Origin of the sequence: Haloferula chungangensis (assembly GCF_042664875.1) — a bacterium.
Lineage (GTDB): Bacteria > Verrucomicrobiota > Verrucomicrobiia > Verrucomicrobiales > Akkermansiaceae > Haloferula > Haloferula chungangensis.
In genome coordinates this window covers 32,247-44,073 of the sequence record NZ_JBHTBS010000013.1, presented here as the reverse complement: position 1 = coordinate 44,073, position 11,827 = coordinate 32,247, and the positions used below count along the sequence as shown (strand labels likewise).

Annotated in this window: 8 protein-coding genes; 3 read left to right on the top strand and 5 right to left on the bottom strand. The window is 58.8% G+C overall.

Going from position 1 to position 11,827, the window contains the following annotated elements:
- Positions 1 to 107 precede the first annotated feature (107 nt).
- Positions 108 to 1,004, bottom strand: coding sequence for a LysR substrate-binding domain-containing protein (locus ACFQY0_RS18370; protein WP_379715458.1), 897 nt, complete (start codon positions 1,002 to 1,004; stop codon positions 108 to 110).
- 89 nt (positions 1,005 to 1,093) lie between these two features.
- Between ACFQY0_RS18370 and ACFQY0_RS18365 the strand changes: the two genes are divergently transcribed.
- Together ACFQY0_RS18365 and aldA are read left to right on the top strand one after the other, a co-directional pair.
- Positions 1,094 to 2,173 carry a sulfite exporter TauE/SafE family protein gene (locus ACFQY0_RS18365; protein WP_379715455.1) on the top strand — a complete coding sequence of 360 codons (1,080 nt, stop codon included), beginning with the start codon at positions 1,094 to 1,096 and terminating at the stop codon, positions 2,171 to 2,173.
- Between the two features lie 216 nt (positions 2,174 to 2,389).
- Positions 2,390 to 3,826 carry an aldehyde dehydrogenase gene (aldA, locus tag ACFQY0_RS18360; RefSeq protein WP_379715452.1) on the top strand — a complete coding sequence of 479 codons (1,437 nt, stop codon included), beginning with the start codon at positions 2,390 to 2,392 and terminating at the stop codon, positions 3,824 to 3,826.
- A gap of 61 nt (positions 3,827 to 3,887) precedes the next feature.
- On the opposite strand, the gene ACFQY0_RS18355 is transcribed toward aldA, so the two are convergent.
- Positions 3,888 to 5,486 carry a TIGR03790 family protein gene (locus tag ACFQY0_RS18355; protein ID WP_379715449.1) on the bottom strand — a complete coding sequence of 533 codons (1,599 nt, stop codon included), beginning with the start codon at positions 5,484 to 5,486 and terminating at the stop codon, positions 3,888 to 3,890.
- A gap of 62 nt (positions 5,487 to 5,548) precedes the next feature.
- On the bottom strand, positions 5,549 to 6,262 hold the full coding sequence (locus ACFQY0_RS18350; RefSeq protein ID WP_379715446.1) for a haloacid dehalogenase type II: 714 nt from the start codon (positions 6,260 to 6,262) through the stop codon (positions 5,549 to 5,551).
- Between the two features lie 346 nt (positions 6,263 to 6,608).
- Between ACFQY0_RS18350 and ACFQY0_RS18345 the strand changes: the two genes are divergently transcribed.
- Positions 6,609 to 7,703, top strand: coding sequence for a choloylglycine hydrolase family protein (locus tag ACFQY0_RS18345; protein ID WP_379715443.1), 1,095 nt, complete (start codon positions 6,609 to 6,611; stop codon positions 7,701 to 7,703).
- A 74-nt stretch (positions 7,704 to 7,777) separates the two neighbouring features.
- Here ACFQY0_RS18345 and ACFQY0_RS18340 read toward each other — a convergent pair whose 3' ends face one another.
- Positions 7,778 to 10,990 (bottom strand): beta strand repeat-containing protein, encoded by a 3,213-nt coding sequence (locus ACFQY0_RS18340; protein ID WP_379715438.1) that lies wholly within the window; start codon positions 10,988 to 10,990, stop codon positions 7,778 to 7,780.
- Between the two features lie 120 nt (positions 10,991 to 11,110).
- Complete coding sequence (locus ACFQY0_RS18335) at positions 11,111 to 11,800, bottom strand: spermine/spermidine synthase domain-containing protein (RefSeq protein ID WP_379715435.1); 690 nt, start codon at positions 11,798 to 11,800, stop codon at positions 11,111 to 11,113.
- Between the last annotated feature and the right edge of the window lie 27 nt (positions 11,801 to 11,827).

The window sequence follows — 11,827 nt, the reverse complement described above, 5'->3', positions numbered from 1 at the left end:
CGCCCTTCATCATTTCCTCCAATCGCCCGACCGTCCAGCACCTGCTTCGTCAGCCGACAGCCACGCCCGTTTGATTCCCCACAACCTAACAACGCCCAAGATCCGTCTCAGCGGAAGCGGCCTTGCGAGCGCCACGTTTCGACCATCGCGCGGAAGGCATCGGCCGCCGGGTTGCGGGCATCATCCGACCACACGAGCACCAGGGGAATCGTCTTCCGCGGCGTCAGCGGCACGAGACTCACCGCACGCGATTCCAGCTGGGCACACTCCGGCACGATTCCATATCCCGCGCCGCCTTCCACATACTTCAGGATCGTACCCATCAGGCTTGGTGTTCTGATGATTTCAGGAGTCACCCCCGCTTCATGGCAGGCTGCAAGGATCGTGTCGTGAGAACCCGCGCCCTCCCTGCGGGCAAGCAGGATGAGCGGCAGCTCCGACAGGGATTTCCACGACAGGCTGCGACGGACTGCTAGAGCGTCGCCACTTGGCACGGCGAGACACAGTCGCTCTTCGCGCAGCAGAAGCGAACGCGGACTGAGTTCGTCATGGGGGCGCACGGGTCGGGTAAAGCCGAGCGAAAGACGACCTTTCGCCACCATCTCCCAGACGCGTTCCGGCGTGCGCTCTTCGAGAAAGAGATTCACACCCGGATGCGCGCTGCGGAATTCGCGCAACAATTCCCCGAGGAAATCTTCCGTCGGCGGTCCGATGTATCCGAGCTTCAGTTCGCCCGCATCGCCCCGCGCCGCTTCGCGCACCCGCCGGATCGATTCATCGAAGCGCTCGAAAAGCACCCCGCACTCACGCAACAGCGTCTCGCCAGCGGGCGTCAGGGTGATCTGGCGGCGCGAGCGGTCGAACAGGGAAACACCAATCTCGTCTTCGAGTTCGGCCACCGCCCGACTCAGAGCCGGCTGGGCAATCCGTAGCCGACGCCCCGCATTGGAAAAACTCATCTCTTCGGCCACCGCCTGAAAATAGCGAAATTGTCTCAGATCCATCGATGCCGAAATCTTATCGAATCCATGCCAAAAGTCTATTTCCGTTACTGGTCAACTTTCGCTAGCTTCGCCCCTTCAGCTTTCCACCGATGTCAATCTTACCTGCACCCAAACGCCGATTGTGGATATGGTTCCTCTGGCTTGGCCTGTTCTACACCGTCTGGCTCTGGCTGGTGGCGATCAAAGGCCTGTGGCCCGAGGCTCGGGAGAACTGGCCGATGGCGCTGGCCATGGCGATCGGCAGCTACGCCGCGGGCTCGACGCCGATGGGTGGAGGCACCGTCGGTTTCCCGATTCTGGTGCTGCTCTTCAACAAATCGGCGGAACTCGGCCGCGACTTCAGCTTCGCCGTCCAATCGATCGGCATGACCAGTGCCGCCATCTTCATCCTCGCCCGGCGCCAACCGCTTGCCGGAGCCCTGCTGAAGGGAGCGCTGATCGGATCCTCGATCGGCCTGCCCTTGGGGATTTTCCTGGTGGCCCCCTGGGTGCCCGCGCTGTGGATCAAGTTGGTCTTCGCGGTGGTCTGGGGAAGTTTCGGCATCCTCCATCTCTGGCGGGTCAATGAAATCGCCTCCCATGAAGGCATGACCGACTTCGATGAACGCTGGGACACGCGGCTCGGCGTGGTGGCTGGCTTCGTCTCCGGCGCCACGGTTGTCTCCGTCTCCGGAGTTGGGATCGACATGGTCATTTACACCATCCTCGTGCTCGTTTGCCGGGCCGACCTCAAGATCGCCATCCCCACCTCGGTGATCATCATGGCCTATTGCTCGGTGCTCGGAATTCTCACAAAGATGGCCTTTACCGGGGTGCAAAGCGAAGTCTTCGGCAACTGGCTGGCCGCCGCTCCGGTGGTCGCCCTCGGCGCACCGCTCGGGGTTTTCGTCGTCGATCTGATCGGACGGAAGCCGACGCTGCTGGTCGTCGCGGTCCTCTGTGTCGGGCAGCTGGTCTGGACCTTGGTGCGCGAGCAGGCCGTCCTCGGCGTCACGGGACTCGTGCTCTCGGTCCTTGCGGTGCTCGCCTGCCTTTACGGATTTGAACGGCTTCGCGCCTGGGGTGCCGTGCTTGTGGGAGAGATCCGGAGGAAAAAGGAAGAACTTCCCGCTTCAAACGAGGCCACCAAAGAGAGTCCCGAGATTCGCCCAACGGTCGTCGATTCCTGATCCATTCTCCCGCGCGGAGCAGGCGGCTAAAGGGACAGAATCGAGCGAGCCTGTTAGGAGAATCCATCTCCTGTAGGCGTCTTGCTGACCCCTTGCCCGGCGATCTCTGAGGTCGGCAATTCAGCGATGCGCTGACGATCGGGACCGGATCCGTCTTTCCGCGACAGCTCGCCATTTCATGTTGCCTCCGCCGGAATGCACCCGAAGAGTAAAGACATGATTCAATACTCCAACTACATCAATGGGACATTCGTCGACAGCGAGGGAGCCGAACGGATCACCGTCACCAATCCTGCCACGGGCGAGGTGATTTCCGAAGTTCCTGAGTCATCATCCGAGCAGGTCGAAGCTGCGATCCGCGCCGCCGAGGCGGCCCAGCCCGGCTGGGCTGCCCTGCCTGCCGCAGCCCGGGCAAAGCATTTGCACCAACTCGCTGCCAAACTCCGCGAAAAGGTCGAAGCTCTGGCCCGCGTGATCACCGAGGAGCAGGGCAAAACGTTGCCGCTCGCTCGGGTAGAGGTCAACTTCACCGCCGACTACATCGACTACATGGCTGAGTGGGGACGCCGCATTGAAGGAGAGATCATGGAGAGCGACCGCCCCAAGGAGAACATCTTCCTCTTTCGCAAACCCCTCGGTGTGGTGGTTGGCATTCTCCCGTGGAACTTCCCCTTCTTCCTCATTGCCCGCAAGCTCGCGCCCGCGTTGATCTGCGGCAACTCCATCGTCATCAAACCCAGTGAGGAAACCCCGAACAACGCCTTCGAGTTCTTCAAGGTCCTCCATGAAACCGATCTCCCCGCCGGTATCGCCAACCTCGTATCGGGTTATGGCGCGTCGGTTGGAAGAACCCTCACGGAAAGCCCTAAGGTTGCCATGGTCAGCTTTACCGGCAGCGTCGAAACAGGCACTCGCATCATGGCCGCCGCCGCCGAGAACATCACCCGAGTGAACCTCGAACTGGGCGGAAAAGCACCGGCCATCGTCACGGACAAGGCCGACCTTGAGCTCGCCGCGACAGCGATCCAAGCCTCACGCGTGATCAATAGCGGCCAGGTCTGCAACTGTGCCGAACGCATCTACGTCCAGCGGGGGGTGGCCGAGAGCTTCACCGCCAAGTTGGTCGAGAAAATGAAAGCCGCTCGCTACGGCAACCCGCTTGAAGATGAGACGCTCGACTTTGGTCCGATGATCAATCAGGCGGGCTACGAGAAAGTCGTCGACTTGCTCGATCGCGCCGTGAAGGACGGGGCCAAAATCCTCTGCGGCGGCAAACGCGGCGCGGGTGACGACGGCTACTTCTTCGAACCGACGGTTGTCGCCAACTGCAACCAGCAGATGGACATTGTGAGAAAGGAAATTTTCGGACCGGTCGTGCCGATCGTCGTCTTCGACGAGCTCGATGAGGCAATCGCCATGGCCAACGATACCGAATACGGACTGACTTCCTCGGTTTACTCGAACGACATCAACGAGGCGATGAATCTCGTCGAGGCGCTCAAGTTTGGCGAAACCTACATCAACCGCGAGAACTTCGAAGCCATGCAAGGCTACCACGCCGGTTGGCGGAAATCGGGCATCGGCGGCGCCGACGGCAAACACGGTCTCTACGAGTTCCTGCAAACCCAGGTCGTCTACCTCCAACGCTCTTAAGCCTGCATCGGTTTGAGACGATGCCACGGTCCTGTGACGAAGCCGCTTGTTGAAGCCCGGGCTATGATCCGCTAGTCGCCTTGGGTTTCGGTTTCGGTTTCGGTTCGACGATCTGCAACCACTCGGCAAGCGCTGCGGAATTCGGGAAGGATTGGGCCCGGGAGAGTCCACTCTTGAGAATGCCGGCCGCATTCTTTGTTTGCTTGGCGTGTCGGGCGATGGCCGCAAGGTGAAGGTACTGGCGGATCTGATTGTCGGCGCTTTGATATTCCACCAAAGCAGCCTTGAACCATTTCTGTGCCTCGCCCCGCTTGCCCTGGGCAAGCGCTTCGAGTCCCGCCGCCTCCGAAAGAATTCCGGATTTTTGCTTCGCGGCCAAGGTCTCGATCGCCTTCAGACGTTGCCCCGGATCCGAGTTCTTTCGCGCCAGCTTCACGAGGCTGCGGAAATCCCGGTCCCTTTCGATTTCCTCGCCCGAGCCATCGAGATGATGAAAGGGTCGATAGAGGGGGTCACCGAGTGCGACGGATTGCCAGGAACTGACCGGCAAGGCTGCGCACGAGGCTTCCGCCCAAGTCCAGCCTCGCATCAATCGGTCATTGAGAATGTCGAGACGATGGGTGAGTTGAAGGAAGGGCTCGTTGACGTTGCCAACGGTGGCGGCCGCTCCTTTTTCCAACAGGGGTGCGCTCCAGTTCCTTGATGCATCGCGCAGTTGGGCCGCGCTGTAGGAATGGATATGAATGGCGACCGATCCTGGGCGGAGCCGGAACTGGGGATTGAGAAAGGGCCCACTCACGGATGAGTCATACCAACCGTAATAGAGCGCGGCATCACTCAGGGGATAGTTTCGGGGAAAGCTCTGATTGAATCGGTCGGCCACCGTGGCAAACCCTTGGGCACGGCACTCGTTCTGGATCGAATTCAGCCAACTGGTGCCCATTTGATGGCGGTTCGAATAATCGATGTAGGCCCGGCCCCAGAGCCCGGTTTTTTCGATCTGAATGGCATCGCGGATCATCCGCTTGCAGGTCGCGACGGTTGCCGCGTCGATTCTCGAAATCAGCAGCATGAAGGAGAGCTTGCTGTCCTCGAAGCGCTTTTCACCTTCAAAGTAGAAGTTCGGGGCGACTCCCTGAATGGGCGCATCGAGTCCTCCGAGAAGCAGCAATTCCGAGTCCACCGCTGCTTCGTTGCGCTTGCTGATCGGATCATCGGGGTCGGACTTGAAATCCGCCGGCAGCGGCGACCCTCCAATTTTCAGTGGGACGCCACGGATGATGGCGAGCACCGGACGTCGATTCACAAATGGCAGGGTCTGCCCCGACTGATTCTTACCCAATTCCCACCATTGACGATCTTCGTATATCTTGCGAAGCGGATCACGAATCGTCCGGTTGTACTCGTCCCGCGATATCTGCGGTTTCTGCGACAATGCCAAGCCGACCAGGTTTCCTTCCGGGATGCCTCGGGCCTGACGGTAGTACTGAGCGATTTCCTCCGATTCCGGATCACTTGAGTTGTAGAGAACAACGACATTTTCAGGGACCAACGCGGCCGCCCGAAACGCCATACCAAACAGCAAGCTCAGGAGAGTGAGTTTCCTCAAAGCATCACGCACAAAGAACATGCTGCCACCATGCCCCAATCGCACATCCATGCAAGAAACTCCAATGGGTGACGCGATTCATCATGGGGAAGCCTGCGCGGAATGATGGCGATTCACTCGAGTGTCTTGAGCCATTCGGCGAGCTCGACAAGATCCGCCACCTCCTTGTCCGCCGGAATGGCAAGAGGATAGGTGCTCTTGCCGGGACGGGCGACGAAGACACCGGTCATGCCCGCAGCCTTCACGCCGGCGATGTCCCAGCCATGTGCCGCGACCATCATGGCCTCCTCGGGTTTCACTCCAGCCTTCTCCATCGCCCAGCGATACGAGGCCAATGCGGGCTTGTAGACCTTTTGGTCCTCGACGCTGAGTCGCTCTTCAAAGAACTCCATCAATCCCGCATTCTCGAACTGGGTCTGGACGCCTTTGTTGGACGAGTTGGTGAAACTGATGAGACGAAAGCCCTGATCCTTGAGTGACTGAAGCCCTTCTTTCACGTCCGGGTGAGGAGGCAGGCTTCGCAGGGGCGTGACAATTGCTTCACGCGCAGCCTCCTCCGTGAGAGCGATATCATTGTTCTTGGCAACCATCATTAATGCCGCCACGCCAATGTCGGCAAAACCATGATAACGTTCGGTCACCGTATCCACCAAGGAGTAGTGAAGCATCGTTGAAAACCAAAGAGGAAGTAGCTCCTCTTTCCCATCGAGCGCTTTGCCAACCGAGGCACGCATCTGGGTGAGATCGAGAAGGGTCTCATTGACATCGAAAAAAATGACTTTGGGACGCCCAGGCGTTTCTTCTGCAGCAGGCAATTGAGGAGTCATGAGAAGGAATGCGGTGCAAATAATGGTGAATATCTTCATCGTTGTGGGTCTGGGTCGCATAGGATGCTCGAACCACTCGGGAAATTCCCAAAAGTCGTCGACGGAAGTGAAAACACGAGAACGAGAGTGACCTCATACCAAAAGTATAACACGGCACGAAGGCCCGCGGTCATCCCCCTTCCAAGGGGGCAGAATCTTTAGGGGGCGGCTGAGGCTATTTGACCCGGCCGACTTCTTTTGGTTTCCGATTCGTCGGAATCAGGCTAATCCTCAGCTGTTGTTAGAACGCGTTCACTTCCGTCCTATTCCCATCACTCATCGACTCATCCCTCCCATCCCTCATTTCATGAAACAAAAACTCATTCCCGCTTCCATTGCAGGATTTCTCGCGTGTGCTTTTACTTTGCCATCGGTGGCCTGCACGGGCCTCCGCATGATGGCGGGTGACGGCGCCGCAGTCGTTGGCCGAACCATGGAATTTGGTTTCGACGTTCAGTCCGACGCTGTGGTGGTGCCGGCAGGCAGCAAGCTCTCCAACTCTCTCGCCGATCCATCCAAGGGCATGCACTACGTTTCCAAATACGGCATGGTCGGGGCGAACGCTCTGGGAATGCATGTAGTGGTGGATGGCGTGAATGAAAAGGGGCTCTACGTCGGGTCATTCTACTTTCCCGGCTACGCCAGCTATTCCGATCCGAAACCCGCCGACCACGCCCGCTCACTGGCGCCGGAAGATTATGGCAGCTGGCTGCTCGCGAATTTTTCCAGTGTCGCCGAGGTGAAAGAGCACTTCGATGAGGTCGTTCTTGTGCCCAATCCGATCCAAGCCATCGGCGGGGAGAGCTTTCCGGGGCATTTCGTGGTCCACGACAGCAGCGGTGCCTCGGTTGTAATCGAGCCGCTCAACAAGTCGCTCGAGATTTCCGACAATCCACTCGGCGTGATGACCAACTCTCCGACCTTCGATTGGCACATCACCAATCTTCGCAACTACATCAATCTCAGCGCCACCAACGTGCCCGCGGTGGAAGCGGCCGGCATCAAATTGGCCCAATTCGGGCAGGGATCGGGATTGCGCGGACTTCCCGGAGATTACACGCCACCCTCAAGATTCGTCAGAGCCGTGGCATTCTCCCAGCTTGCCCGAAAATTGCCGACGGCCAGCGAGACCGTGAACGAGGTATTCCACATCATGAATGCTTTCGATATTCCCATTGGGGCCATTCGCGATGTTGAAGGAAAGATCACCAGCTACGACTACACGGTGTGGACATCCGTGTCCGATCTCAAAAACATCCGCTGGGATTTCAGGACCCATAAGGACCAGTCGATCCGTAGCATTGATGTTAGAAAGGCGCTGGCTGCTGCGGGAAACAAGGCGCAGGTCATCAAAATGGATTCCGATCAAACCATCATCGAGGTCTCCACGGATTTCGAGTGAACCCCGCTTTCCCCGCCCACAGGGCTGCCAGAGAATGATGGGCGGGGAAGAGCGCTCACCGGACACTTCCGCAGTTAGTGACTGCGGCGGCGGCGCAGCAGGCCCGCACCCATGAGCAGCCCCACCAAGGCGCTGGTGGGCTCGGGAACGCTTGCGCCGGCGGACCAGGTAATCGTCGTGCCGGATACACTGAATGACCCACGGGATGAGGTGACTGGATTGTTGGAGGCATCGACCACTTCCCAATCACCAAAGCTCCCAACCACACTGCCGAAGCCCTTAAAGACATCGTCCCAGGTCTGGCTGCTATTCCAAAAAGCGACTCCGGGATCATTGATTCCTGCGAGCGCATCTGAGCCAAGCACGATCCTGAAAAGCGGATCGGAGGCGAGGGAGTTGTCAATCGTTAGAGTGCCGCCCGAGGTGCCAACTACCGTGTCAAAGCCGCTTGTCGTGCTGCTGGCATTGAGGTCCCATGAGAAAATCGAAGCGCCGACGTAGGTGAGGTTGCCAGTGAATTGCTGACTGCCCACAGTCGCCGGAGCCCCACCAGGGGAGTGGATGCCACCTCCCTGGATGGTGGTCGCACCTGCGATCCTTCCGCTGCCTAGCAGCGTGCCACCACCATTGACACTAACCGTGTTACCGCTAGCGAATGAGCCATTCAGAGCCAGCACTCCGCCGTTGATAAGCGTGCTGCCGGTGAAGGTGTTGGTTCCATTCATAACGGTGTGACCGGCGCTATGGACCAGTTGCGCACGGCCTGTGATATTAATGGGCGTTCCGGCCCCATCACCACTCGAGGAAAAGTGGTAGGGTGCCGCTGCCGTGCTATTGTGATTGAACTGGACGGTGGCTGATCCACTGCCGCCATACACGTTGGTGGCACTGAGAATTCCAGGACTGGTCGCCGTGCCCGACGCAGGGGCACCGATGTTCAGCGTGCCATTCGCCGGGCTATTATTGAGACCCAGAGATAGAGCGCCGCTGCCAACCTTGAGCGTCCCCCCCTCGGTGAGATTCAAAACGCCCGTCCCGTAGTTGCCCACAAACATGCCGCCGGTGGTGGTCCAATTGGTGCCGGCGCCGCTGATGGTGGCCTGTCCGGTCGCGCCCACCTGGTCACCCACGATACCGCTCAGAGTGTTGGCTTTGGCACCATGATGCATGAGGAAGTTGCCATTGTGACCGGGCAAATTGCCGACGACAATGTAGGACGAGCCGTGGGTGATGGAGCCTCCATCGAGTTCGAGCATGCCTGCGTGGACCGACGTGCCGATCTCCGGGTTCGCGGCGGTCACCGTCCCTGTGAAACCCGTGTAGGTATGAGCACCGCTCAAGACCAGGGTTCCCGTGCCCGACTTGCCCAGAATTCCGCCATTACCCGAAATGATACCGCCGTAATGGAGGGTGGCGTCGGGGCCCACATCAATCACACCCTGACTGTAACTCGCGGAGCTGCTGTTGAGCTGGATGCCGCGGTTGGAGTTCAAGCTGAAGCTGTTGGTGGTGCCGAGTTTGGTTCCTGGGTTTAGAACGATTTTCCCGATACTTGGGCTGCCGGGAGCCTGCCCTAAGGCGGCATCGCTGCCGATTTGAAGCGCCCCGTTCCTAATCGTGGTGACTCCGGTGTAGGTATTGGCCCCGTTCAAGGCGAGGGTTCCATTGCCGGTCTTGGTGAGGTTGTTTCCGGAGAGCGAGGCAGAGATTTGCAGGTCGATGGCGGCGGCGCTGCTATCTCGGACGTCGAAAATTCGTTCGCCCGAGCCCATCGCGATGTTCCCGGCGATACTTGCTCCACTTGAGATGGTCGAGGAACCGTCGCCGGCGTTGTAGGTGACATCCCCTCTCAGGGTGAGGGTGTTGGAGCCCGTATCAAGTCGCGCGGTGGTATTGGTCGCCCCGCCGCCGAGCGCCAGGGAAGTGACCGAATGGTTCTGACCGAGGTTCAGATTTCCCGAGTAGACGATCATCGCGCCGGTCGAGAGTGCGCTGGATCCCTGCAGATTCAGGGTTCCCGCATTGCCCCCACCAGAAACTCCAAGCGTGGTGTTTCCGCTGTAAGAAGGATTCAAGAGGGTTGCAGTTCCCGAACCGACCTTGTTCAGGCCGCCCGTGCCGAGTACCACCGCCCCCCTGAGCATCAGATCCCCGGAGCCGGCGAGGGTCAGGCTTTGGCCGGAGCCCGTTACGTTTCCTGACAGCTCCATCAACCCGTCGGTCGAGCTGATACGGGTGGATGTGTTGAGATTCACGGCACCAGTCCACGAGTTGCTTCCGGAGAGGTTATTGATGGATCCGAGCGAGACATCGCCCGGAGTATTTACGGCGATCGTTTCTCCGGCCACGGCGATTCCTCCTGCAAGCTGAAGGGTGCCGGCATTGATCACGACTCCTTCGGAGCTGGACCCCAGTGCCTTGTTGCTCACCACCTGCAAGATGCCACCGTCGGAGATGTAGGTCGCTCCGGTATAGGTATTATTACCAGAAAGGGTCAGGACTCCGCTACCGCGTTTGCTGAAAATGATTCTTCCACTGCCGTCCTCAATCGTTCCCGCGTAGTCGGTGCGCTGATTATTAGAGCCTGCCCGCAGGATGATGTCGCCACTGATCCCGCGGCTAATGAGTGCACCACTGCCGCCGCTAAGTGATCCGAGCTCCACCGCGCCTCCGGTGCCGCTATTCAGTTGCAAAGTGCCGCTGCTGAGGAAGTTGAAAGCTCCGGTGGTGCTGCCAAGGGCTGTCGCCGAAGTGATTCGCAAAGTTCCAGCGGAAAGATCGGTGCCGCCGTTGTAGCTATTTGCTCCTCCCAAGGTGAGCATCTCGTTTCCGGCTTTCACCAGTTTACTACCACCCGCCAAAGTGGAATTGATCGTCGCCGCATGATTGGCGGTGACGGTCGAGACACCACCTGTGCCCGCCAAGGTGAGCGTGCCGGAGGAGACCAGGTAGGGGCTTGTTACTGTTTCGAAGCTCACGTTGCCCACGGACACGCTGCCACTGACCGTGATGGTTCCTCCCGCGCCACCTGCGCCGATGACCGCGTCGTTGACCGACAAGTTGTTCCAAGTGAGATTGTTGGAACCATCATTCCAGGTATTGCTGGACGTGCTCCAAACTCCCGAACCGTCCTGGATACCAGCACTGCCAGGAGTCGCATCCCACTTCAAGGTCGCCGCCGTCGCAGTGGCTAACAGACCTGAAGTGAGGAGCAGAAACACGGAGACACCACTCTGCTTTGAGTCACGAACATCAGGGCGAAAAAGGGGGGAGGTCGTTTTTCTCATGATGCCGGGACGCTAGGAGCAAGGCGAGATCGGGTCAATCAGCTTAATAACCTTTCTGCGAAAGCGCATGGCCACGGTGAGGGGGTGAGGGCATCCTGATCGGCTTGAATACGCCCCCCCCTATTTCGGATGCGCGAGGTAGATGCAGTGGCGCGTGCGCTTTGACTTCTCATGCGGCTTCGCAGGAAAGGCCTGCACCTTGAAACCCGCTTTCTGCAGACCTTTCTCAAAGCGAGGTGTCGGCATCGCCAGCCAGTAGGCGACACAGCCGCCCGGCCTCAAGGCTTGCTTGATCTTCTCAAGAAAGCCCGGCGTGTAGAGTCGTCCATTCACCTCGGTGATCAGCATTTCCGGCGTATCGTCGATGTCGATCAGGATGGCGTCATAGCTCCCGGCACGGCCCTTCATGATCAAGTCATAGAGGTCGCCCAGATAAATCTTCGTGCGTTCGTCTTCGAGCAAGGGGCCATTGTGTTCGACCAGAAACGTTCGGTTCCACTCAATGATTTCCGGAACCAGCTCGGCCACTTCGACCGTTGCCGGTCGGCCGATCAACTCAAGCACCCGCTTCAGCGTGAAGCCCATCCCCAGTCCACCGATCAGAACCTGTGGATCCTTGGGCCTCGACGGATTCCCCTCCAGAAGTCCTTCGCATCCCTTCTCGGCCAACAACTGCTCCGAAAAGGTCAGCGCCGTGCTCATCAGATCGAGCCCATTGTATTTCAAATAAAACTTCCCATCGTGCTTGTGCAGCGAGAACAGGGTTCCATCGGGCAGACGTGCCTCGGCGAGATTCACAAATGGCTTCATGCCCGCCAGCTTCGCCAGATCATCTCA

Bases quoted from the DNA above. Each gene is read 5' to 3' on its own strand.
- ACFQY0_RS18370 (WP_379715458.1), bottom strand. From the start codon at position 1,004: ATGGATCTGAGACAATTTCGCTATTTTCAGGCGGTGGCCGAAGAGATG.
- ACFQY0_RS18365 (WP_379715455.1), top strand. From the start codon at position 1,094: ATGTCAATCTTACCTGCACCCAAACGCCGATTGTGGATATGGTTCCTC.
- aldA (WP_379715452.1), top strand. From the start codon at position 2,390: ATGATTCAATACTCCAACTACATCAATGGGACATTCGTCGACAGCGAG.
- ACFQY0_RS18355 (WP_379715449.1), bottom strand. From the start codon at position 5,486: ATGGATGTGCGATTGGGGCATGGTGGCAGCATGTTCTTTGTGCGTGAT.
- ACFQY0_RS18350 (WP_379715446.1), bottom strand. From the start codon at position 6,262: ATGACTCCTCAATTGCCTGCTGCAGAAGAAACGCCTGGGCGTCCCAAA.
- ACFQY0_RS18345 (WP_379715443.1), top strand. From the start codon at position 6,609: ATGAAACAAAAACTCATTCCCGCTTCCATTGCAGGATTTCTCGCGTGT.
- ACFQY0_RS18340 (WP_379715438.1), bottom strand. From the start codon at position 10,990: ATGAGAAAAACGACCTCCCCCCTTTTTCGCCCTGATGTTCGTGACTCA.
- ACFQY0_RS18335 (WP_379715435.1), bottom strand. From the start codon at position 11,800: ATGAAGCCATTTGTGAATCTCGCCGAGGCACGTCTGCCCGATGGAACC.